We start from the raw sequence: 22,309 nt of genomic DNA, 5'->3' as shown, positions 1-22,309 counted from the left end.
ACAGAACAACTCTAGATTCTATCAAAAATAACCAGATTACATCACAAGAACATCACAATACTAGAATAACGTGAACTATATACCAACCATCAGGAAAGTTCTATAATCTCTCGATAAGACTTTTAAAAAGACGTACCATTTTAGGTTCTGCCTCACCAGCTATAGCAATGATTTCTGCAATATCTACTGCTTTTAAATCATCTGGATCACACTCATCAGTCAGTACTGACACGGCACAAACTGGTAAGTTCAAATGATTTGCAACTATAATTTCTGGTACGGTGCTCATCCCTACAGCGTCTGCACCCATAAGTTTCAACATTCTATACTCTGCTCTAGTTTCTAACTGTGGACCTACTACACTGGCATAAACTCCTTTATGCATATTGGTGCCATGTTCTTGTGCTAGTTCTAGCAATATGTTATTCATATTTGCATCATATGGTGCACTCATGTCCGTAAAACGTTCTCCAAATTCGCTCACGTTCTTAAACGCCAGAGGACTACCACCTTGCAGATTGATATGATCATCGATAACCATCATATCACCTTTTTTCATATCTAGATTAACCGCACCAGCAGCATTTGAAACCAGTAGATTTTTAACACCTAAACCATGCATTACTCTTATCGGGTATGTAATATCTAAAAAATCATATCCTTCATATAAATGGAAACGACCTTGCATTACGACCACTTTTTTACCACCTAAATCACCATAAATCAATTTACCGGTATGAAATTCTACCGTTGCCAGTGGAAACCATGGAATATTATTATAATGAGCAACCTTTTGATTTTCTATGCTATCGACCAGTTGACCTAGTCCGGTACCTAATACGATACCTACTTCTGGAGCATCAAAACCTTGTGATGATAAATATTCTATGGAGTCTGAAAGTTGTTTTTTACTAAGCATTGATATGTTTTAAAAAGTGTTGAAATGCTGGAACGTCTTTGATATCTTCATAAAAATCGACATCATTACGTGGCTCGAGCAATGTGTAATTTAAGTTTTTTAAATCTTTTAAAGTTTGCGCCTGTACTGTTTCTGTTCCCCATTCTTTATTTGAAAAGACATTTGCAGGCACCTGTTTATTAAATCCTAACAAATAATAACCACCATCTATAGCAGGTCCCATGACCGCATCATGACTATCTAACAATTCAAACGCTTTATCTAGGTCTTGAGTTGTAAGGTCATACATGTCACTGCCTATTATAACAACCTTATCATGTGTCTTAAATGCTGTGTTAAAAGCATGCTGCATGCGCACACCTAGATCTTCACCTTGCTGGACATGTTTTTGGTAAATCTCATTATCCCAATCATCATTTTGATGGAGCTTTTCAGAATACCATACTTGCGGTTGCGCATTTACAGATTTTGTAATCTCACGGGTATGACTTAAAAGAAATTTATAAATCTCAAAAGCTGCTTCATCACCTACGGTAGCCGCTAGACGACGTTTCCCTTTTCCTAATTCTGGATTACGAGTAAATATGATTAAAGCGTTTGTATTGGACATAGGATTAATTATATATCAAAAATGCGATTCCTATCTCACAATTATGTTACAGAAATGGCAATTTTGTATTATTTCTTAATGCGCTTCTCGTTTTGCTTTACAAAAGCAGCCCAACCAGTATAGCTTTTACCTACTTCTATCCTACCGCTATTGTAAAAATGGCATACTGCCGCTGCGAGCCCATCAGTCATATCAAGATTTTTAGGCATTTCTTTAAAGCCTAGCAGACTTTGCAACATTTTTGCAACCTGTTCTTTACTAGCAGTTCCTTTACCAGTAATAGATTGTTTGATCTTACGTGGTGCATACTCTGTTACAGGTATATCTCTAGATAATCCTGCAGCCATCGCAACACCTTGTGCACGACCTAATTTGAGCATGGATTGCACATTCTTACCAAAAAACGGTGCTTCTAGCGCAATCTCATCAGGATGATGAGTGTCGATCAGTTCAATAGTACGTTCAAAAATCTTACGCAATTTCACATAATGATCTGTGTATTTGCGTAAATCCAACTCGTTCATTTGCAGGAAACTCATCTTATTGCCTACTACTTTTATAACTCCAAAACCCATTAATGCGGTTCCAGGATCTATACCGAGAATGATTTTTTCTGTTGCCAATTGTTGTATTTTTCGGGCTATGACTAGCACCTGGCACAAAGCTAAGCAATTCCTCGCTCCATCTATTAAGATTCTGGTGTTCATTGGCTGTATAACACTGCTCTATTTTCAGTGGACTGATAGACCAGTAAGAATGGATAGCATACTTTTTTATTTAAAAGAAATTCCATTTTACTCTATTGGATTGATGTTATTATTAAGCTTGACAAGCTGGCTAGTGGAAAGTAAAAAATGGCAAGTATTAGTTAAGGATATTGAAGAAATACGCTTTCGCGAAAGCATAATACAAAGTCTCACTGCTCAAGCGGCAAGTTTTATCACACCATTAAGAGCAGGCGAATTTGCTTATAAAGCGTTGTTTTATGAGCGAGATGATCGGAAATCTATTTTGAGTAGAGTGTTTCTAGGTAATCTATGTCAGATGATAGTTACGGTATTTTTGGGGCTTATAGGATTGCTTTTTTATATTAAAAAAGAATTTTATGGTACATTAATTTTAGCCATAACAGGCATAGTCTGTTTAGCTGTTATTTATGCTTTCTATCAATATTTGAGTGATCACTGGCACCTCAAGGATGTGACATTTAAATTATGGAAACAAACCATCGCCTTGTCGTTATTAAGATATTTGTTTTTTGCAAGTAATTGGTTAATCATGTTGCAACTCATTAAATCTGACATTGCATTACTGACATGGTTAGATAATATCGCACTAAATTATCTCGCAGTTTCAATAATTCCCATGTTTCAAATATTTGATATACCTGTAAAATGGGCCGTAGCTGATATGATTTTTAACGGTGGTATTTTACAATCACCTATCGTTATTGCGACCACGTTAATATGGTTGACAAACACACTATTCCCTACATTATTGGGTTGTATATTGATACCTTTTAAAAAATTAAAAACCTTATGATGTTTATCATCATAGTCATATCGCTAGGTTATTTATTTGTGATTTTAGGACTAGTCCTAGAAGGTTTTACTTATAAAGCAAGACCTCATCGAGCTAGTAAACCTAGTGTGAGTAATGATTTTAGCTTCAGTATCATTATCAATTATAGAAATGAGGATCACAATTTGCCTGCTTTATTATTAAGTATTTCCCAATTAAAATTTGATTTCAATCGCGTAGAGTTTTTATTCATCAACGATGATTCAAGCGATTCGAGCCTTAGTATTTTAGAAAAATTCATTACTGACAATAATGACATTACTGTTCAATTATTAGAACGAATTCCTGTTTCTAAAAGCGCTAAAAAAGATGGCATCACCCAAGCTCTAGAAATTGCAAAGCATGAACATATCATTTGTACCGATGCAGATGTTAATCTACCTCAACGATGGTTAATGGCTTATGAAAAACATTATCAACTCTTGCCGGATCTTCACTTTATTGCTGGTCCTGTAGAAATGACTCATTCAAATAATCTTTTATCTCAACTACAACACAGTGAGATGGTTGCCTTACAAATGACAACCATAGGTGGTTTTTCAATAAGACAACCTTTTATGTGTAATGGTGCTAACATGTCGTTTACAAAAACCGCTTTTCAAGAGGTAAATGGTTATTTAGGTAATGATCACATATCTAGTGGTGATGACATTTTTTTACTAGAAAAACTGGCTGCAGAAGATGTATTAAAATGCTCTTATTTAAAATCACAAGACGCTGTCGTAAAAACGTTTCCTAAATCTAGTTGGAAAGAAATGATCCATCAACGGGTACGATGGTCCCAAAAAGGAAAATCAACAAAGAGCACCTTAAATAAATTAGTGAGTTTTCAAGTTTTGATGATGAACTTACTTTTTATACTCGCACCATTTTTATGGTTTTTAAACTGGCTAAATAACGCTCAATTTTTCATCGTTTTAATCATAAAAATAGTTGTGGACGTCATCGTCATATTTACAGGAAATAGGTTTTTCAGTAATACAAAGTGGCCTATCTACTTATTGCCGCAGCTAGTCATCTATCCCATTGTAGTGATCTCGATTGCGCTTAAAAGTCTCAGTAAACCTAGTTGGAAAGATCGTCAGGTTGAACTGTAGCTGGTTTTAAAATTACTGGAAGTAAGTATGAAGAATTAACAGGTACGTTTTGCTTATATGCAGGTTCTATTTTGCAAATATGCTGTAGCCTAACCCTTAATAAAGAATCGATTGATCTTTCTCTATCATTAACAGCGTCAGATTGCAGTCCTTGATAACTAATATTACCTTTCTTATCTACTAGCAATTGAACCATTACACTATCCCGTTGACTCATCTCAAACTGTAAGTGATGGTCGTTTAATTTGAGCACTACTTGTTCTTGTAGTTTTTCAAAAAAGCAATTTGCGGCATTATCTAACTCTCCACAACCATCAAATAGCGGATATTTATCAGGTTGAGAAAGGTCTATTTCTTGAAATCTTTTTTGGGCAAGTTGAGAAGCTTCTTGCTTTTTTTGCACTTCGGTGCGACAAGATGCTGTAATAGCACCTATCATGATTACCAGTAAGATAGTTAATCGCATCATGGTTGTAAAAGTACCATTTTTCTAATCGTCGCCATTCATGAAAATAGCTTCCTTTAAATCTGCAAGTCGCTCTGAGGCTAGAGTTCCATATGGACTTTTCTTACCATGTATTTCTAGGTAGTTTTCATAATACGGTATGATGCTGTTTTTATCTTTAAAATATCGATCTGCGGCGATGGCGAGTTGATAATTGATCATTGCGTCATCTGCTCGTTCTTTTTGCGCAGCTTTTAAGGCATAAAATGCATTCCTTATATCTTCATTACGTGCATGGACCGCTGCAAGTTGCACATATTCTTTATCTAATACAGGTCTTCTAATAGCAATTGCTTTTTCTATAGCTTCAATAGATTCAGTATATTTTTCAATTCTCATGTAGGCTACGGACATATTGAAAAATACAGAGGCTTCTTTATCATTATACTCTTCAACATAGACTTTATAATTCTCAATAGACTTTTCATATTGGCTCGTGCTGTAGTAAGAAAAAGCAAGCCCATTTCGATTATACTCTGTATCATTACCAAGTTCAAATAACCTTTCAAAAACAGGAATTGCTTTATCGTACCATTTTGAATTCATGTAAGCTTGAGCTAGATAACTATTCATTTTCACATCAGTAGAGTCTGCTGCGATGCTTTGCTTTGCAAATTTAATAGCCTTGGAAAACTCACGCTTTTGAATTAAATTCTTTATTAAATCTAGTCTTGCTGCACGATAATCTTCATTTAATGACAAAGCTTTTTGATAGGCTATAATAGCATTATTAACCTGATTTAAACCAGACCAAGCTTCACCTAAGTAGTAATGGAAACTGGCATTTGTAGAATCTCGTTCTATCAGTAAATTAAATACCGGTATGGCATCAACAGATTGCTGACTATTAACCAATAGCTTACCATATTCATACATAGGTTTAATTGCGGTGCTGTCTAAGGCAAAACCAGCCCTATAGTAAGTTATAGACTTTGCATTATTCCCTAATTGAATGTAAGCCTGCGCCAGTTTAAATTGCTGAATCGCGTCAAATGGTGCATTTTGATATGCGGTTATGGCTGCTTTCCAGTTACCTGTTTGTGCTAACTCATCACCTTTATCTAACTGAGCTATAGCGACTACCGAAATCAATAAAGAGACGATAATTATTAAATTATTCTTCATTTTCTAAAATTAGGCAAGGTTATTGAAAGAACCATAGAAATATCCTTATTATGAAAAAACTAGCTTTACTTTTTACACTAGCCGTAGTATTTATTTCTTGTGAAGGTCCACAAGGTCCTCCAGGATTTGATGGACTAGATGGAACAAATATTGTTGCCCAATCATTTGAGATTACAACAAACTTTACAGCACCGGATTATGAAGAATTTGTCGTGTATCCGAATAATATCGAGGTCTTTGATACAGATATGACATTAATTTATATCCTGTGGGATGAAGTTCCAGGTAATAACGGCGGTACCGTAGACGTGTGGAGACTATTACCACAAACGGTTTATACAGATTTTGGTGAATTTCAATATAATTATGACGCCACTAATGGAGATGCAACCATCTTTTTGGATGCTCCTAGCACATTTGATTTTAACGACTTAGCTCCTGGAGATTTGGACAATCAAACTTTTAGAATTGTAATTCTACCAGTTGACCTTGCTTCTAGTTCATTACTGGACATCACAGATTACGACTCGGTAATGAATCTTGCAGGTTTGACAACTCAAGACATTATTACTATAGAATAAAATTATCCTGCTCAGGGATTCAAATGTCATCATTTGAGGTGGAGAAGGCGTTACTCTTTTAAAGAGTTTCGCCTTTTCTTTTTTATATAAATTTCTCAATCCATTGTGCCACACCATCTTTTTTATGATGGCCGGTATGATAGTTTGCAACAGCTTTTACTTCATCTCTTGCATTGTCTACAGCAACTCCGTGCCCTACTCCAGCAATCATTTCTACATCATTGTAATTATCGCCAAAGGCAGCAACATTCTCTACTTTTACTTCCGGGAAACATTCTTTAATTAGTAATTCCAATGCAGATTTTTTAGAAATTTCAAGTGGTGAGATTTCTGTGTAGGTATCCTTAGATCGGTAAAGATGTAACTGTGATGGTAAATTTCCCGCTTTCGCGAAAGCGGAATCCATAGCATCACTATCGCCCATCAACATTATTTTATGAGCACCGCCCAATTGCTGGGTTTCTTTAAAGTATGCTAAAGTCGTTTCTATATTTTGTACTTGAGGAGTGACACGAGTATTATTTACCTCGCGATCTGCCCAGTAATCCATTTGAGGTACAAACCACTCATCATTTCTATACAAACTACAATGAAGGTCATGTTCCATAGCGATACGAGCTATGTTCTCAATATCGATATAAGGTATTGTGGTACTATAAAGCTGTTTTTGTTGATCAAGGACGAGTGCACCATTGTAACAAACAATAGGCATTTCCCTTCTTTTTAAAGCATCTTGTAAATAGTACATAGCTTGCGGCATGCGAGCAGAAATAAGAATGACTGGCAATTGATTTGCCTTATTAAAAGCCTGTAAAGTACGTGCTGATAGAAATCGATCGCTATCTAGTAAGGTTCCGTCTATATCTGAGGCAAGAAGTTGTATCATCGTATGTAGTTGAAAAACAAAGGTAAATCGTTCTATTTTAAACATGGTCAAAAAAAAATTGAAATATTTTTCAAAAAGTACTTGTGTTTGTTAAAAGTAAAAGTATATTTGCATCCGCTAACGCAGAAATGTGGAAGCGACGTTCAACAAGGAACACGGTCTGGTAGTTCAGCTGGTTAGAATACATGCCTGTCACGCATGGGGTCGCGGGTTCGAATCCCGTCCAGACCGCTTTTTTTCAACAATTGTTGAGAATAACAATTCAAGTTGTGTGTCCTCTAAAATAATTGAGGACTTGAGAAGGTGTCAACAGACACTTTTTGAGAAGCTTTTCCGAATAGGAGAGGCTTTTTTGTTTTACAAAGGTTTTATCTACATTATCCCTACTATTTTTCTTATTCAGATGTAAGCATCATAATGATTCTTATTTATTAACTTAATTTTTTGCGTTTTACAGATTAAAACAATTAGATTATTCACAATAACCATTAAAACTAAACTGTTATGAAGAATCCTATTCAAAAAACCTTACTGATATTATTATTTTCTATTTCTTTAATAGCTTGTAGAAATGAAGCCGAAACTGCTGAAGAAAAAGCAGAAGATCTTATCGAGAATGCTGATGACATGAAAGTGAAAGAGGACAAAATCAAAATAGAAAATGAAGATGGCAGTGAGGCCAAAATAAAATATGATGAAAACGGTGATGTAGAAAAAGTCAAAACCGACAACTAGTAATTCTTATCACACCATTTTGAAAAGCAGTTATCACAGCTGCTTTTTTTTTATGAAATAAAACCTAGTTTTACATGACCAACTAACTAGATTGAAAACAAATCGCCTTTTTTTTATAGATGCTGTGCGTGCATTTGCTATAATAATGATGTTGCAAGGTCATTTTATAGACACACTACTTGCGCCAGAATACCGTGATACCGACAGCACTATATTTCAAATATGGAGTTATTTTAGAGGAATTACAGCTCCCACTTTTTTTACTATATCTGGAATAATTTTCACTTATCTGTTAATGAAATCCAAGAAAAAAGGCCAGGCACCAGAACGTATACGCAAGGGATTACTACGTGGATTATTACTTATAGCCATAGGTTATGGTTTAAGGGCTCCGATTTTTGAATGGATTACTGGCTCTTTTAGAACTTATTTTTTAGTAATTGATGTCTTACAATGTATAGGTCTCTCGATTATTATAACCGTCGGTATTTACTATCTAACGTTTAAAAAATCTTTAATCTTCTCTATTCTCATGCTTATTTTAGGGATTTCCATATTTATTATGGAACCGTGGTATAGGGAATTAGACACTACAGGCATACCATTAGTGTTTGCAAACTATTTAAGCAAGTCTAATGGATCTATCTTTACCATTTTACCATGGCTTGGATACATGTCGATAGGAGCCTTTATTGCGTCTTTATTTTATAGATATGTAGGAAATGAGAAGTTCAAACCCATTTTAGTATCTGGCCTCATCATTATAGGCGCATTATTGATTTATAATTCATCTCAATTTTTAATGTGGATGTATCGATGGAGCGATATAAAAATTCTAAAAGAAGTAGCTTATTATAACTACCTATTTACACGTTTAGGCAATGTGCTTATCTTACTAGGTATTTTTTATGCACTAGAACGATTTGTGAAAAACCAAATGATATTTAAGATCGGTCAAAAAACCTTATCTATATATGTCGTACACTTTGTAATAATCTATGGAAGCCTTACCGGAATTGGACTGTCGCAAATTATAGGTAAAACACTTAACCCATATCAAGCAGCCATGGGCGCCATACTTTTTATAATAATAGTATGTCTGATCTCTTTATACGGTATTAAAACCAATGCTTTTATCTATAAAAAGCTGAGAGGATTCATAAAGTAAAAGCCATAAAAAAAGCTCTTCATTTCTGAAGAGCTTTTTATGTGCGGATGACAGGAATCGAACCTGCACGCCGTGAAGCACTAGATCCTAAGTCTAGCATGTCTACCAGTTCCATCACATCCGCATTCTGGTAATCCCTATTTGGGACGGCAAATATACACACTTTTCAGATATTACAAATTCTTTCTGAAATAAAAATTACACCTTTCTTATCTTTACCTAAAATTTGCAACACATGAATACTAAAACTTATGTTGATCAACACAAAGATCGATTCATAAATGAACTGATAGATTTACTTAAAATCCCTTCTATCAGTGCTGATCCGGCTTATAAGAAGGATGTTATTAAAACCAGTGAGGCTATTAAAACCTCTTTAGTAAAAGCTGGCTGCGATCATGTTGAAATTTGTGAAACTCCTGGATATCCTATAGTTTATGGAGAAAAAATAATAGATAAAAACTTACCTACCGTTCTAGTTTACGGTCATTACGACGTTCAACCGCCAGATCCAGTAGAGCTTTGGGACAGTCCTCCATTTGAACCAGTTATTAAAAATACAGAACTACATCCAGATGGTGCCATCTTTGCGCGTGGTGCCTGTGATGATAAAGGTCAAATGTACATGCATGTCAAGGCCATGGAATACATGACAGCCAATAATGAGCTACCATGTAACGTGAAATTTATGATCGAAGGTGAAGAAGAAGTTGGTAGCGAGTCTTTAGGTTGGTTTTTAGAACGTAATCGTGAAAAGCTAGCTAACGACGTGATTCTAATTTCTGATACAGGAATGATAGCAAAAGATGTCCCTAGTATTACAACTGGCTTGCGTGGCTTAAGCTATGTAGAGGTAGAAGTTACTGGTCCTAATCGTGACTTACACTCAGGTCTTTATGGTGGTGCTGTTGCAAACCCTATCAATATTTTATGTGATATGATTGCTCAGTTACATGATGAAAATAATCACATCACTATTCCTGGATTTTATGATAAGGTAGAAGAATTAAGCAAAGAAGAGCGTGCCGAAATGGCTAAAGCGCCATTCTCTCAAGAGGCTTACAACAAAGCTTTAGACATTACAGCAGAGCATGGTGAGAAAGGATATACCACTAATGAACGTAACAGTATAAGACCTACACTGGATGTTAATGGAATTTGGGGTGGATATACTGGTGAAGGAGCAAAAACAGTAATTGCTAGTAAAGCATTTGCAAAAATATCAATGCGACTAGTACCAGACCAGAACTGGCACGAGATAACAGAATTATTTCAGAAGCACTTTGAAAGTATTGCTCCGGCAAGTGTAAAGGTTAAAGTAAATCCGCATCACGGTGGTACTGCTTATGTAACACCTATCGATTCATTAGGTTATCGCGCTGCAAGTGCAGCATACGAAGATACATTTGGGAAAACGCCTATACCGCAACGCAGTGGTGGCTCTATTCCTATTGTTGCTCTTTTTGAGAAAGAATTAAACTCCAAATCTATACTTATGGGCTTTGGGCTGGACAGTGATGCTATCCATTCACCTAATGAGCATTTTGGTATATGGAACTACCTTAAAGGTATTGAGACCATACCGCATTTTTACAAACATTTTACTGCAATGAGTAAATAGATAAAGAGTTATTGAATTAAAAATCCCATTCAATTATTGAATGGGATTTTTTTTAACTCGCTTTCGCGAAAGCGTACTATGATTAATTTAAAGCTAAATTTAAAGCTACAGTAAATATCTGTCCTGTACCACTGAAACGTTCTACCCAAACCTCTATATAATCATTAGGTTCTAAATCAAAAACGCCTACAATAGGCACTGCACTGATATCCCTAATAGTCGTAGCTCCAACGGTCGCTCCGTCAGGCACAACTTTCCACACACCTGTTTGGTCTATCACAGTCGGCGTAGCAGCTCCAGATCTACCTCTCGCTATATAAAATATATATCTATCTCCTGGTGTATTACCTTCAAAAGACACACTAGCCGAAACATTAAAAAATCGTTTTTTCTTACCTTCATATACAACTCTATTATCACTCGAACTTGAAAAACGGAACAAATTATTTGATGTGGTAACTCCTGCTAATTTTTTAGGGACACCATTAGAAGAAAAAGTAGTTGACGCACCGCCACCGGCAGTAAAATTAAAATTGATATCACCTACCGCTTGCGCGTCTGTTTCTAATGGAATACCAGAACAATTTACATTCCAATTCTTAGTAAAATTAAATCCAGAATATGTACCAGTAGTATAAGGATCAATTAATGTTCCAGCACCTACAAAACTAAGTTGAGATAGCGTGGCATCATTTACAATCGCAGGATTTGTACTTACATTAATACCTGTTTCCATATTATCTGCCTCGATACGGCCACCGTTCATTTGAAGATTTGTAAAGGAACCTAACAGTTCCATAAAAGTTCCCGTATTTGAGGAAGTCCAAAAAATATTACTGACAAAAAAACTATGAATATCATTTATAGTAAAACCATCATCATTATTTACATATTGAGTGACACTCAAAAAAACGGTACTTAGGCCGTCTAAAGTTCCTACCTTACTAGCGTTTGCCACAATTGTATTATTGATAAGTAACAATTCTCCACTTGCTGTAGCGTTGATATCAAACAATTGTGTTTTTGTCCCCAAAGGAATGCTACCAGACAAAGTTAAGTTACGTAAACCACCACCTTTAGAACCTTCAAAAAGACTACCCGTAGAATTATTAACCAAGATATCTTCAGATGAATCTACACCTTCTATATAGGCACCATTTAAATCAATAGGAAAATCGAATACTATCGTTCCATTAATTTCATAGAGATAATTTGTGTTTAATAAATATTTTGATCCACTACCAGCAACAAGCTCATCAGCGAGATCTGAAATATCTTTAACTAATTTATAATTATCCCTACGCTTACTATTGGCAATGTAAACCCATTCCGTTCCATCATAAAACTGGAAGGCATTAAGAGTAGTATCAAAAATAATTAGCCCAGTAGCAGGACTGGCGATTGCCATTTTTTGTGTAGTGTTCATTCTGGGCATCAGTAAACCTTCAGATTCAGAAAAAACATGCAAAATGGAACTTGGATCTGGTAAGTCTGTATTAATTCCAACCTGGGAGCCGGCGAAATATACACTTAACAGCAATAAAGATGTAAATATAGCTTTCATAATATCAGTTTGAAACCTAAAAATACCAATATCGAATAGACTAAAATCGGAACTGCTTATCCTTAGTTAACTAATAGCATATATTTAATAAAACATTACATTTTTTAACATTTAATAGTGAATTACAACAGCCTTTTAACGACAAAACTAACAAATGTTAAATCCTGAATTATGTACTTATTGAAAGTAAAGAACGTATTAAAAAATAAGTTTTATAGGTAACTCAACAATTGCAACCAGTATAACCAGCAGCATTATCAGGTTTTATTCAACTGATTTAAAACATCATAAACCCATACAGTAAAAAGCAATTCTGTTAAAATATTTTACCTCTACATTTGTAGAATAATAAAATTACTCTACATTTGTAGAGTTAATTCTAATATTGTAGAGCATGAAACTGTCTAAAACTGAAGAAGAATTAATGAGCCATTTATGGAAGCTTGAAAAAGCTTTTATGAAAGACTTATTAGAAGAATATCCTGAACCTAAACCTGCCACTACCACAGTGGCTACATTATTAAAAAGGATGACTGACAAAGGTTTTGTGGGTTATGAGCTATTTGGTAAAAGTCGTCGATACTTCCCATTAGTTGAAAAAACAGCCTACTTCTCAAAACACGTTAATGGCTTGATCAAAAATTTCTTTAATGATAGCTCCTCTCAATTTGCTTCCTTTTTCACTAAAGAAACTGATCTAAGCAAAAAAGAGTTAGAAGAATTACGGTCTATCATCGATCAACAGATTAAAAAGAAGTAGTTATGGAACATTATCTAATCAATAGCTCTATCTGTTTATTTGCACTTTGGTTGTTTTATAAACTAGCCTTTGAGAACACCTCATGGCATCATTTGAAAAGATACTTTTTACTTGCATCCATAGGGATATCCATTGTTATACCTTTTATAGTAGTGAAAACAATTGTAATCCCTATTGAGACTAATTCAGTAATGAATTTTACTTCATCATCTGTAGTCAATGAAATAGCTAGACAACAAAATTTTGAATTCAACTGGAGCTTCATTCTTTGGACTACTTATGGTTTAGGTGTAATTATCATGTTATGGAGGTTTATTAAAAACCTGAAAGCATTCCGTATAGGTGATGAAGATGAGTTGAAAATATACAGCCATTATCAACTAGTATTAAGAAATGCGCTTATAGTACCACATTCTTTTCTAAAACGAATTTTTGTATCTAAGAATCAATATGAAGAAAACCTTATTCCTACCGCTGTATTAGAACATGAAAAAGCACACCTGGACCAGCGACATTCACTCGATATTTTATTTATAGAAATATTATTAATTCTATTCTGGTTCAATCCACTTTTCTATATCATGAGGTATTCCATAAAATTAAATCACGAGTTTCTTGCTGATCAAGCAGTAATTCAGCATGGAATAGACACCGCAACTTATCAAGAGACTCTACTAAATTACACACAAAACAGCCATAGTGCTGCACTGGCAAACACATTTAATTTTCCAATTATTAAAAAACGATTTTACATTATGAAAACTCAAACATCACAAGCTAGTTTAATATCTAGAAGCCTAGCATTAATCCCAATTCTTGCATTACTTATAATTAGTTGTGGAAAAGAAGAAACAGAATTTCAAGAAATTGAAGAGATTTTAGAAATTGAAGAAGTAGTAGATGATAATCATAAAACAGAAATTATTGAGGTCTATGAAGTTTTAGAAAATTTAACACCAGAACATATTGAAGAATACAATCGTCTGGCCATTAAACACAAAAACTACATGGATGCAAATAATAATTTAATAGTATTTAAAGATGAAACTCAACACATGCAAACCATATTTCATTCTATGAGTGAAGAACAACAATCTTCTAATGAACCATGGCCATATCTAGGAAGAGATAATGATTTAAAAGCAGGACAAATTCCGCCACCGCCACCACCTGCACCAAGTGCCATTGAATATATAAATGAACACAAGAACGAATTAAATTATTATCTCAGAGAAGATCAAATCCCAGCTGACGTTGCCATAAAAATCATTAATGATGTAGGACAGGCAGGCGTAGAAATAAGCCCAGATGATAAAGGTGTAATGTCTATTAAAATTCTGGAAACTGAGAGCAACAAAGGAACCTTGCCACCACCGCCACCACCACCGGTAAAATCTAAAACTGTGAGTGAAAAAGAATTTGCTGAATATAATGACTGGGCAAAAAAAAATAATGAACAAAATAGAGCAGCAAAGCAAAATTATAACAATGGCTATGCGATTATTAAACAGAAAGACTTTGAAAAGTACAAATCTATATACGATAGAATGAGTACATCTCAAAAAAGTGAAGCACAACCATTACCTACTTTACCACCACCACCGCCACCTGCAAAAGACATAAAACAGATATCAAATAAAGAAGTAGAGGAATACAATTGGCTATTAAACAGACACAGAGAGTTCTTAAAAAATGAAAAAAGAATAGTCGTTTTTAAAGAAGATACTAATAGAATGATTCAACTATATGCATCAATGAGTGTAGAACAGCAATCAAAAAATCAGGCGTGGCATTACTTATATAAGGAAAACAAAGCAAAAGCCGAAGAAATTTTACCTCCGCTAACAACTTAATAAGTAAGTATTAAAAAGAATGATTGATCAATCATATTCACAACTATATTAAATTAAGAACTTGATCGATCAGTTCAATTTCTTGAAACAGGAAACAACGATCAAAAAATTAAGAACATTGATGGTCTTAGAATAGCTGAATACAATTCATATTTCGTTTTATAAATCAGCAATAGGATTTGATTGAAATCACAGACGGTACTATAATTACACATCATACCGTAACAATCTGTAAATTATTGCGTTATTAGATAGAACCTTAATCAATCTATTATGCAATCCTTCTTCATCACCTGCAGCGGTGCAGACACAGATATACTTGATAATTGTAGTGCTGGTGAGCGTACGAAATATGCCGGTATAGGCGCCACGGTGTTCTTTACGGCACTAATGGCGTTTTTTGCGGCTAGTTATGCGTTGTACACGGTTTTTGATAGTTATTTAATCGCTACTGCCTTTGGGTTTGTTTGGGGTCTATTAATATTTAATCTAGACCGCTACATTGTTTCTACACTTAAAAAGAGTGATAAAAAAATAAATGAAATCTGGCAAGCTACGCCACGTATTATCTTAGCTGTCATAATCGCTGTGGTCATTTCTAAACCACTTGAATTAAAGATTTTTGAGAAGGAAATTGATCAGGTTTTGCTAGAGGAAAAGAACCAGTTAACTCTTGAAAATCAGGAACAAGTGGCTCAGTTGTATGCGGTGGAGGAAAACGCTTTCGCGAAAGCGATACAAGAACTAAAAACTGAGGTTCAAAATAAAGAAGCCGAAGTCAATGCGCTTTACAACATTTACATCACCGAAGCCGAGGGAACATCTGGCACAAATAAATTAGGAAAAGGTCCTGTATATAAAGAGAAACGCGAAAAACATGACGCAGCACTAGCCGACCTCAACACCTTAAAAATTACGAATGCTGAAAAAATAGCTGCCATAGAATTACAAATAGCAACGCTACAGGAAAATGAAGCGACTCAATTAGCCTCTTCACAACCTATCATTGACAACTTTGATGGACTAATGGCACGTATAGAGGCTTTAAACAAATTACCATTCCTTACCTCATTCTTTATATTCTTGTTATTTCTTGCTGTAGAAACCTCTCCTATTATTGCAAAAGTTCTAGCACCTCGTGGCGAGTACGATTTTAAACTTGCAGAGCGCGAAGACCTCGTCAAGTCATGGGTCACGCAGCAGAAAGCACAACAAGAAATCCTTGTTAAAACTGACAAAGAACTCAACAACAGAGTCTATGCCGATATTGCTGAAGAAGAAGCACTTTATGCCTACAAGAAGAAAATGGCTCGAGAGCTCATGCAACAACAAGCTGATGCATTTTATAAAAAGCAGAAAGGGATATTGGGGTAAGCTAGCTATTGACTGAAAAACTCAATTTCTTAGTCATCAACAATACCCATTTTCCTTAACAAGAAACTAGCATTCATATTTGTAGCAATTCCGTCTTTAAAGGTATAGTCAAAGGTAAGCTCATCGTTAGTGATGTCTGCATCAAAAAAGTAGTTAGAGATACTATCGTATTCATTTGCAACTTCAGTAAGGCTTAAATCGTGTGTAGCGATAATTCCAGTGGCGTGTTTTCTAGAAAGCTTCTCGATCAGTTTTCTAGACCCATTTGCTTTATCTTGGCTGTTTGTTCCTTTAAGGATTTCATCTAGGACGATAAAATACCGTTCGGTTTCTATTTTATCGACGATGTATTTTAAACGTTTTAATTCACTAAAGAAGTAACTCTCATCATCAGTTAAAGAATCGCTAGTTCTCATACTGGTAATGAGTTTAATTGGACTATAAATCATAGATTGTGCACATACCGGTAGTCCAGCATTTGCCATTACAATCTTCATAGAGACCGTTCTTAAGAAAGTACTTTTACCAGCCATATTTGCACCCGTAATGATAAAGAATTCACCGCTTGATATTTGAATATCATTTCCGATTGCTTTTGCAGGATCCAGTAAAGGATGTCTTGCATTACTAACTTGCATTTTAAAGTCTCCAGTCTCAATGATCGGATAGACATAATCTTTATGGTTGTAAGCAAAATTCCCTAGCGAGTTCATCGCATCTATTTGTGCGACCGTATCTAACCAATTTGCAATATGGTCTGCATTTTCATGCAACCACTTTTCAATAGTGTGTACTTGCTTTAAATCCCATAATCCAAAACCGTTTGCAAGCACTCCAAACAACATATTATTACGTTGATCTAATCGTCCTATAGCTGCTGCAAGCTCTTTAAATCTGATAGAGGCTGGTGTATCACCTACCATTATTCTAGATTTTAATCCTATAAGCAAATCACTTTTAAAACTTTCTTTTTCTACAGCGAGAATTAACTGACTGTACTGCTGAAAAAATAATTCTAAAGAACTAATATTTGCACTGAAAGCGGTAATGCGCTTTATGTATTTACCAGTTACAGCCAGTCCACCAAAGAAAGCAGCTGAGAAAATATAGCCATTCACCCAATCATTAAAATATGCAACTCCTAATACGATAGAAACCGAAAACCAAACCCAAGGTAACCAAGAAAATAATGAAGGTACAAAGGCCTCATAGCTTTTAATCCAGGTAAGCATCCCTTTAGGGTCTTTTTCATTATTAAGCAATGTTGCTGTTGCCCCATAGTTATGTCTGAAATCTATCTTCTCAGACAATTCCTTAATAGCTTCTTGTTTTTGAGAAATCCCTGTTAAATCATTAGATAAAAACTGAGCAGCTAGTGTCGCAACACCATCTTTAGTAACACTTCTATTTAAATACTGAAAAAATGAACCTGGACCTAATAAATCTATGTCGCGACTAAACTCATGATCATCTTTTAAAAATTGAGAACCATCTATTCTATCATAGTATTTACGGTCTAGCATTTTCAACTCCAGCTCATTGCGATCTAGTAAAGCTTGTTGAAAGTCTCGCTTTCTTTTAAGATTTTCATGCCTCGATACTAGAAATAAGAATAAAATAAAAGTTGCGACAGCAATTACAACAGCTACCTGCCATTGTGACCATAAAAAATATACGCCAGCAGCACCAGCAACAAATAACAATAGTCTTATGGTACTAGATAGGCGTAGTTGATTCTTAATTGAATCTCTATGATTCTTAAATTGAGTAATACGCTCTGTATAGAATGATTGTAAGGTCTCTTTCAATTATAAATTTTTAAGGTCTTCTTTTTGAGCTCGTGTTAATTTTCCTATGACTAACTCATAACTATGATCGATCCATTTTTTAAGCTCTGAAGCTTCCATGGCTTTATCTATAAAAATAGTGTTCCAGTGTTTTTTATTACTATGATAACCTCCTATGACAGTGCCATCATATTCTTCTCTTAATTCAATTGCTTTTTCCGGATTGCATTTCAAATTAATGGCTGGCTCGCCACGTTCCCATCGATCTAGACCTGTGAGACAAAACATTTTGCCCATAACTTTGAACACTAATGTAGATTCATCAAAGGGAAACTCTTCAGTTACCGCTTTTTTAGACATGCAATAATCACGCAACTCATCAATATGCATTAGGATTCAATTTTCTTTTGAGGCTCAACTTCATTAAGAATAAGTGTACTATAATCTAGTTTCCATCCTATTGTTGCCGCAAGTCCTTCCATAAGTTGAATGGTCTGTAACGCTTCTTTTCTAGCCTGATCTAATAATCCACTTTCTGGAATTTTATCTATGATATGCTGCTTTGCATTGCGCGATATCTCCGTTAGGTCCTCACTTGTAAAATAATTTGCCCAACCTTCTTTTTTATCATAGTAATTAAAGTCTGTTTCAATACTCAATACTTGAGGTTGTGGGAAGTTGGTGAGTCGTATCGTCTTTGAGTTAGGGTCACTATTCATCTCTATTTTAGTAAGGTCAAAACCTATGTGAGCCTTTGCATTAATAAGAATAATAGCCTTTTTCTTTCCTAACAAAAGACTCATTAATTTCTCCTTTACATTCTCATAATGATAGATTTCTGCAAAATCTCCTTCTACGGTAATGAATTTACAAACAGAGCGTATTTTTTCCATAAGCACTACACTTTGCTCTCTAGTGTTTTCTTTTTTGCCCATCTTGCCCATCAGCATCTTAAACACAAAAAAAGCTATCACAGCTCCTACAGCAAGTCCTATAAATAGTAATTCCATATTCAAATTTACAATTTATCGAGATGAGTGCTTTTAAAAGCATCAGGATATTTGAGTCCATATCCAAATATTCTATCCATACCTATATGTGCTATCATAATCCATCCATACATAAAAGTAATATCATTTTTCAAAAACTTCCCTATCGCTAGAACTGCAATAGCGACAAGTAAATGATGAAAAATATTGTATGTCATTGCTCCTAATCGATTATTAATTAAGTATCCCAAAGCACCTATATCTGGCGTAAGCAATAATGCTGCAAAAATCCACCAGCTATAGTCAGTGTAGTAAAAACCATAAAGGCCTACCATTAAAACAGCTAAGCCTTCTAACTTTAATAACCATTTCATAGAATAGAATACAATATCGGACGAGATGGCGCAGCATCATTTTCTAATGGAGCTACTTGTAAATCCATCATATAAAACCCGTCCTTTACAGTGTCTGGTACATATATTAATTCCGTGATTGTAGCATCTAATCTTTGGTCACCATTAAAATCCCAAAATGCTTTGTGCGCCAGCAACGCACCATCATCTTTCTCTTTATCTACGCTAGGTAGGTCTATAAGGATGTGCTTGATTCCGCTTTCGCGAAAGCGTATCATAGTCTCCTCAAGGATATAAGGTGGATTTGTATTAGAATAGTTCTTTGAGTTCTTTTGCTCTCCATTAGGCAACGTACGGATGATGACAGCTTCTACTCCAGATTTTAAGTCTTGAAAATGTTGAGGAGTGATGACTTGATCTTCTCCTTGCTTATCTGGCTCTATAGAAAAGATTTGTGCTTTAAAAAACGTTCTTACTAGTGCGTCATTGACACTATGAAATTCCTCTGTAATATGACCTATACACTCGGTATGTGTACCATGGCTATGAGGATTAAAATGAACATTATTAAAATTTGTCGAGCCACCTAATGATACCTTGCCCACATAACCATCGACCTCAACATGGGTAATATCTGGTTGATCGATATACCATGCACCTACACCAGCATTATCTTGTACCGCTAGACTGATGTCTATAGGTTGTGATAAATCTATGGTGACTTTTTCGTGTTCTAACTGTATAGTGGTTTGCATAGTAGTCGTCTTTGTATGGCAAGAGTTAAGTAGGAATAAAAATAGAATCAGTTGATATCTCATGTTATTCTTTTTGCGGAACGTTGAAATCGATATTGAAAAAACTAAGATATCCAGCTAGAGTTCCCATACCCATTTCTTTGCGACGTGCATCTACGTTTTCTGGATCTTGCAGCTCATATAATTCATAAGTACCGTCTGTATTCATCATTACTTGCGAGCCATATAATTGTGGTTGTCCATCATCCATGAGCATACGATCTTCCATAAGGGCGACATCTTGTTTTTCAAAAAGCCCATCTTCCAGTCCTTTTTTAATCATAGGAAAATATTTCTTACGTTTATCTGCACTGGCGTGTTGTATGACTAGCCATATAGCGGAATAGCCTAACTTACCGACACTTTCTGGAGCTGGCATGCCACATTTACCCAGGATTTGCTCTACCGCGGTTAGATTAGCCTCATCAATTGAGGCTACGTTAAGGTTGTCTGCACGAGAGTCTTGATCTCTTAAATAAATATTTTGTAGTAGTCCACCTAAATTATCACAGTTGATATCTCTTGCACCATTTCTTAATAATGGAGTAGATTTTTGTGCGATACGGACTTTATCAGAATCCTGTAATTGTACTTTAACTAGAACACTATCAGAATCAATCATCCAGTCTGCAAATGGTAAATCATTTGAGAGTGATTTTCTTTGTTCCTTAGATAATTCTTTTCCATCGAGACTATAATAAATCACATCATTAGGAATAGTAATTTGGTTCTTCTCGACCATTTCCATCATTTGATCATAAGTAATTGCCGTAAGCTTAGGGTCTTGCTCACAGCTTATCATACTTATAGATATAAATAATAATATAACGAGTTGATTATATTTCATAGTTTATGTTTTAATTCAAATTGAGCATGAATAAATCACTAGCGATACCATCACTTAGAAATTTCCCTTTGCGAGTCACCATTAATGTATCGCCATCTAAATATAGTAAATGGTCTTTTAAATATTCAGAAGCTTGAATTAGTAAATAATCTTTAAAATTAACGCCATATTCCTGTTCTATTTTATTTAAAGAAATCCCATAAATTGTGCGCAAACCAGTCATGACATATTCATTATAACGATCTACTATTGTCAGTTCTTCTATCTCGATAGGTAATTCACTAGCTTGAATAGATTTAAGATACTTTACATTATTATTAATATTCCAGCCGCGTCTTTTCCCATCAAAACTGTGTGCACTAGGTCCTATACCTATATAACTTTTACCGGTCCAGTATGCGGTATTATTTTTTGAGAAATAGCCTTCTTTACCAAAGTTTGAAAACTCATAATTGCTATAACCGTGCAGTTGCATCGCATCAAGAAGTATATGGAAATGCTCTTGGGCGAGTTCATCATCTACTTTAGGAATAAGTCCTTTTTCTATAAATGATTTAAGAGCCGTATTATCTTCTACGGTTAAAGCATAACTGGATATATGTGGTATTTTTAATTCTATGGCTTTATAGATATTTTCTCTCCAGCGGTCTGCAGTCATATCAGGAATTCCATAAATCAAGTCTATAGAAATATTGTCAAAATAAGTTTGTGCTTGAACGATACAAGCTAGTGCTTCTTGAGCATTGTGAGCCCGATTCATCAACTTTAAATCTTCTTCAAAAAATGATTGAATTCCTATACTCAAACGGTTTACTGGTGAGTCATTAAGTTGTGCTAATTTCTCTGTGGTAAGATCGTCTGGATTTGCCTCTAGAGTAATTTCTGGGTTTTCAGCAACTTGATAATGCTGATCAACAGCATCAATGATTTGATTGATTTGAGATAGCTCAAGCACACTAGGCGTTCCACCACCGAAGTATATGGTCTCTACAGTGGTTTTAATATACTCGTTTTTGCGTAAGCGAATTTCTTCACATAGCGCAGCAACCATATCTTCTTTATACTTCATATTTGTACTGAAGTGAAAATCGCAGTAATGACAGGCTTGCTTACAAAATGGAATGTGGATATAAATGCCGCTCATGTTTGTAAAGGTAAGT

Annotated in this window: 23 protein-coding genes and 2 tRNA genes; 10 read left to right on the top strand and 15 right to left on the bottom strand. The window is 35.1% G+C overall.

All coding sequences use genetic code 11. The features are described 5' to 3' along the window. Window positions 1-100 precede the first annotated feature (100 nt). The 3 genes from IL45_RS11745 to ruvC form a co-directional block, all read right to left on the bottom strand. Complete coding sequence (locus tag IL45_RS11745; RefSeq protein WP_036584162.1) at window positions 101-919, bottom strand: purine-nucleoside phosphorylase; 819 nt, start codon at window positions 917-919, stop codon at window positions 101-103. Further along, window positions 912-1,529 carry a TIGR04282 family arsenosugar biosynthesis glycosyltransferase gene (locus IL45_RS11740; protein WP_036584160.1) on the bottom strand — a complete coding sequence of 206 codons (618 nt, stop codon included), beginning with the start codon at window positions 1,527-1,529 and terminating at the stop codon, window positions 912-914. The genes IL45_RS11745 and IL45_RS11740 overlap by 8 nt, the downstream gene beginning before the upstream one ends. Before the next feature lie 68 nt (window positions 1,530-1,597). Further along, window positions 1,598-2,152: a crossover junction endodeoxyribonuclease RuvC gene (gene ruvC, locus IL45_RS11735; protein ID WP_036584158.1), complete on the bottom strand. Its 555-nt coding sequence runs from the start codon at window positions 2,150-2,152 to the stop codon at window positions 1,598-1,600. Here ruvC and IL45_RS11730 point away from each other — a divergent pair. Together IL45_RS11730 and IL45_RS11725 are read left to right on the top strand one after the other, a co-directional pair. After that, the gene (locus IL45_RS11730) at window positions 2,133-3,071 is read left to right on the top strand and encodes a lysylphosphatidylglycerol synthase domain-containing protein (protein ID WP_409365911.1); all 939 of its coding nucleotides are present in this window, start codon (window positions 2,133-2,135) and stop codon (window positions 3,069-3,071) included. The two genes, ruvC and IL45_RS11730, sit on opposite strands and share 20 nt — an antisense overlap. After that, window positions 3,071-4,207: a glycosyltransferase family 2 protein gene (locus tag IL45_RS11725; RefSeq protein WP_036584153.1), complete on the top strand. Its 1,137-nt coding sequence runs from the start codon at window positions 3,071-3,073 to the stop codon at window positions 4,205-4,207. Before IL45_RS11730 ends, IL45_RS11725 begins: the two co-directional genes overlap by 1 nt. Here the strand turns inward: IL45_RS11725 and IL45_RS11720 are convergent. Continuing rightward, window positions 4,176-4,676 (bottom strand): hypothetical protein, encoded by a 501-nt coding sequence (locus IL45_RS11720; RefSeq protein WP_036584151.1) that lies wholly within the window; start codon window positions 4,674-4,676, stop codon window positions 4,176-4,178. The genes IL45_RS11725 and IL45_RS11720 overlap by 32 nt on opposite strands. Before the next feature lie 21 nt (window positions 4,677-4,697). Beyond that, window positions 4,698-5,837 carry a tetratricopeptide repeat protein gene (locus IL45_RS11715; protein ID WP_036584148.1) on the bottom strand — a complete coding sequence of 380 codons (1,140 nt, stop codon included), beginning with the start codon at window positions 5,835-5,837 and terminating at the stop codon, window positions 4,698-4,700. Window positions 5,838-5,887: 50 nt separating this feature from the next. Between IL45_RS11715 and IL45_RS11710 the strand changes: the two genes are divergently transcribed. After that, window positions 5,888-6,418, top strand: coding sequence for a dihydrolipoamide dehydrogenase (locus IL45_RS11710; RefSeq protein ID WP_036584145.1), 531 nt, complete (start codon window positions 5,888-5,890; stop codon window positions 6,416-6,418). An 82-nt stretch (window positions 6,419-6,500) separates the two neighbouring features. Here the strand turns inward: IL45_RS11710 and IL45_RS11705 are convergent, their stop codons facing one another. Then, window positions 6,501-7,304 (bottom strand): Cof-type HAD-IIB family hydrolase, encoded by an 804-nt coding sequence (locus IL45_RS11705; protein ID WP_036585321.1) that lies wholly within the window; start codon window positions 7,302-7,304, stop codon window positions 6,501-6,503. Between the two features lie 157 nt (window positions 7,305-7,461). Here IL45_RS11705 and IL45_RS11700 point away from each other — a divergent pair. The 3 genes from IL45_RS11700 (at window position 7,462) to IL45_RS11690 (ending at window position 9,207) form a co-directional block, all read left to right on the top strand. After that, window positions 7,462-7,535, top strand: a tRNA-Asp gene (locus IL45_RS11700). Window positions 7,536-7,808: 273 nt separating this feature from the next. Beyond that, complete coding sequence (locus tag IL45_RS11695) at window positions 7,809-8,039, top strand: hypothetical protein (RefSeq protein ID WP_036584144.1); 231 nt, start codon at window positions 7,809-7,811, stop codon at window positions 8,037-8,039. A 91-nt stretch (window positions 8,040-8,130) separates the two neighbouring features. After that, window positions 8,131-9,207, top strand: a complete 1,077-nt coding sequence (locus tag IL45_RS11690) for a heparan-alpha-glucosaminide N-acetyltransferase domain-containing protein (protein WP_051788722.1) — start codon at window positions 8,131-8,133, stop codon at window positions 9,205-9,207. Window positions 9,208-9,249: 42 nt separating this feature from the next. Here the strand turns inward: IL45_RS11690 and IL45_RS11685 are convergent. Then, window positions 9,250-9,331: transfer RNA gene (locus IL45_RS11685), tRNA-Leu, on the bottom strand. 111 nt (window positions 9,332-9,442) lie between these two features. On the opposite strand from IL45_RS11685, the gene IL45_RS11680 reads away from it, so the two are divergent. Next, complete coding sequence (locus IL45_RS11680) at window positions 9,443-10,828, top strand: dipeptidase (RefSeq protein WP_036584143.1); 1,386 nt, start codon at window positions 9,443-9,445, stop codon at window positions 10,826-10,828. Window positions 10,829-10,910: 82 nt separating this feature from the next. Here the strand turns inward: IL45_RS11680 and IL45_RS11675 are convergent, their stop codons facing one another. Next, window positions 10,911-12,392 (bottom strand): hypothetical protein, encoded by a 1,482-nt coding sequence (locus IL45_RS11675; RefSeq protein ID WP_036584142.1) that lies wholly within the window; start codon window positions 12,390-12,392, stop codon window positions 10,911-10,913. Window positions 12,393-12,786: 394 nt separating this feature from the next. Here IL45_RS11675 and IL45_RS11670 point away from each other — a divergent pair, with 394 nt between their 5' ends. From IL45_RS11670 to IL45_RS11660, 3 genes are all read left to right on the top strand, one after another. Beyond that, complete coding sequence (locus IL45_RS11670) at window positions 12,787-13,152, top strand: BlaI/MecI/CopY family transcriptional regulator (RefSeq protein ID WP_036584141.1); 366 nt, start codon at window positions 12,787-12,789, stop codon at window positions 13,150-13,152. A 2-nt stretch (window positions 13,153-13,154) separates the two neighbouring features. Continuing rightward, window positions 13,155-15,005, top strand: a complete 1,851-nt coding sequence (locus IL45_RS14845) for a M56 family metallopeptidase (protein WP_051788721.1) — start codon at window positions 13,155-13,157, stop codon at window positions 15,003-15,005. Window positions 15,006-15,275: 270 nt separating this feature from the next. Next, window positions 15,276-16,379: a DUF4407 domain-containing protein gene (locus tag IL45_RS11660; protein ID WP_036584130.1), complete on the top strand. Its 1,104-nt coding sequence runs from the start codon at window positions 15,276-15,278 to the stop codon at window positions 16,377-16,379. Window positions 16,380-16,408: 29 nt separating this feature from the next. On the opposite strand, the gene IL45_RS11655 is transcribed toward IL45_RS11660, so the two are convergent. The 7 genes from IL45_RS11655 to hemW are packed head-to-tail and all read right to left on the bottom strand — an operon-like array spanning window position 16,409 to window position 22,293. Beyond that, the gene (locus IL45_RS11655; protein ID WP_036584124.1) at window positions 16,409-18,187 is read right to left on the bottom strand and encodes a MutS-related protein; all 1,779 of its coding nucleotides are present in this window, start codon (window positions 18,185-18,187) and stop codon (window positions 16,409-16,411) included. Then, on the bottom strand, window positions 18,188-18,556 hold the full coding sequence (locus IL45_RS11650; RefSeq protein WP_036584121.1) for an MmcQ/YjbR family DNA-binding protein: 369 nt from the start codon (window positions 18,554-18,556) through the stop codon (window positions 18,188-18,190). Beyond that, complete coding sequence (locus tag IL45_RS11645) at window positions 18,556-19,176, bottom strand: DUF4230 domain-containing protein (RefSeq protein WP_036584119.1); 621 nt, start codon at window positions 19,174-19,176, stop codon at window positions 18,556-18,558. The genes IL45_RS11650 and IL45_RS11645 overlap by 1 nt, the downstream gene beginning before the upstream one ends. A gap of 8 nt (window positions 19,177-19,184) precedes the next feature. Further along, on the bottom strand, window positions 19,185-19,529 hold the full coding sequence (locus IL45_RS11640) for a DUF4260 domain-containing protein (RefSeq protein WP_036584117.1): 345 nt from the start codon (window positions 19,527-19,529) through the stop codon (window positions 19,185-19,187). Next, window positions 19,526-20,326, bottom strand: coding sequence for a cyclase family protein (locus tag IL45_RS11635; protein WP_235183345.1), 801 nt, complete (start codon window positions 20,324-20,326; stop codon window positions 19,526-19,528). The genes IL45_RS11640 and IL45_RS11635 overlap by 4 nt, the downstream gene beginning before the upstream one ends. Window position 20,327: 1 nt before the next feature. Further along, on the bottom strand, window positions 20,328-21,149 hold the full coding sequence (locus tag IL45_RS11630) for a DUF6624 domain-containing protein (protein WP_036584113.1): 822 nt from the start codon (window positions 21,147-21,149) through the stop codon (window positions 20,328-20,330). A 10-nt stretch (window positions 21,150-21,159) separates the two neighbouring features. Further along, window positions 21,160-22,293 (bottom strand): radical SAM family heme chaperone HemW, encoded by a 1,134-nt coding sequence (gene hemW, locus IL45_RS11625; RefSeq protein ID WP_036584111.1) that lies wholly within the window; start codon window positions 22,291-22,293, stop codon window positions 21,160-21,162. Between the last annotated feature and the right edge of the window lie 16 nt (window positions 22,294-22,309).

The sequence above is a fragment of the Nonlabens ulvanivorans genome (genome assembly GCF_000732625.1).
GTDB classification, from domain to species: Bacteria; Bacteroidota; Bacteroidia; order Flavobacteriales; family Flavobacteriaceae; genus Nonlabens; species Nonlabens ulvanivorans.
This window is presented reverse-complemented; position numbering and strand designations above follow the sequence as displayed.

What these genes read in the sequence shown, in the direction of transcription:
- IL45_RS11745 (WP_036584162.1), bottom strand. Translation starts at nt 919, where the DNA reads ATGCTTAGTAAAAAACAACTTTCAGACTCCATAGAATATTTATCATCA.
- IL45_RS11740 (WP_036584160.1), bottom strand. Translation starts at nt 1,529, where the DNA reads ATGTCCAATACAAACGCTTTAATCATATTTACTCGTAATCCAGAATTA.
- IL45_RS11730 (WP_409365911.1), top strand. Translation starts at nt 2,133, where the DNA reads ATGATTTTTTCTGTTGCCAATTGTTGTATTTTTCGGGCTATGACTAGC.
- IL45_RS11725 (WP_036584153.1), top strand. Translation starts at nt 3,071, where the DNA reads ATGTTTATCATCATAGTCATATCGCTAGGTTATTTATTTGTGATTTTA.
- IL45_RS11720 (WP_036584151.1), bottom strand. Translation starts at nt 4,676, where the DNA reads ATGATGCGATTAACTATCTTACTGGTAATCATGATAGGTGCTATTACA.
- IL45_RS11715 (WP_036584148.1), bottom strand. Translation starts at nt 5,837, where the DNA reads ATGAAGAATAATTTAATAATTATCGTCTCTTTATTGATTTCGGTAGTC.
- IL45_RS11710 (WP_036584145.1), top strand. Translation starts at nt 5,888, where the DNA reads ATGAAAAAACTAGCTTTACTTTTTACACTAGCCGTAGTATTTATTTCT.
- IL45_RS11705 (WP_036585321.1), bottom strand. Translation starts at nt 7,304, where the DNA reads ATGATACAACTTCTTGCCTCAGATATAGACGGAACCTTACTAGATAGC.
- IL45_RS11695 (WP_036584144.1), top strand. Translation starts at nt 7,809, where the DNA reads ATGAAGAATCCTATTCAAAAAACCTTACTGATATTATTATTTTCTATT.
- IL45_RS11680 (WP_036584143.1), top strand. Translation starts at nt 9,443, where the DNA reads ATGAATACTAAAACTTATGTTGATCAACACAAAGATCGATTCATAAAT.
- IL45_RS11675 (WP_036584142.1), bottom strand. Translation starts at nt 12,392, where the DNA reads ATGAAAGCTATATTTACATCTTTATTGCTGTTAAGTGTATATTTCGCC.
- IL45_RS11670 (WP_036584141.1), top strand. Translation starts at nt 12,787, where the DNA reads ATGAAACTGTCTAAAACTGAAGAAGAATTAATGAGCCATTTATGGAAG.
- IL45_RS14845 (WP_051788721.1), top strand. Translation starts at nt 13,155, where the DNA reads ATGGAACATTATCTAATCAATAGCTCTATCTGTTTATTTGCACTTTGG.
- IL45_RS11650 (WP_036584121.1), bottom strand. Translation starts at nt 18,556, where the DNA reads ATGCATATTGATGAGTTGCGTGATTATTGCATGTCTAAAAAAGCGGTA.
- IL45_RS11645 (WP_036584119.1), bottom strand. Translation starts at nt 19,176, where the DNA reads ATGGAATTACTATTTATAGGACTTGCTGTAGGAGCTGTGATAGCTTTT.
- IL45_RS11640 (WP_036584117.1), bottom strand. Translation starts at nt 19,529, where the DNA reads ATGAAATGGTTATTAAAGTTAGAAGGCTTAGCTGTTTTAATGGTAGGC.
- IL45_RS11635 (WP_235183345.1), bottom strand. Translation starts at nt 20,326, where the DNA reads ATGAGATATCAACTGATTCTATTTTTATTCCTACTTAACTCTTGCCAT.
- IL45_RS11630 (WP_036584113.1), bottom strand. Translation starts at nt 21,149, where the DNA reads ATGAAATATAATCAACTCGTTATATTATTATTTATATCTATAAGTATG.
- hemW (WP_036584111.1), bottom strand. Translation starts at nt 22,293, where the DNA reads ATGAGCGGCATTTATATCCACATTCCATTTTGTAAGCAAGCCTGTCAT.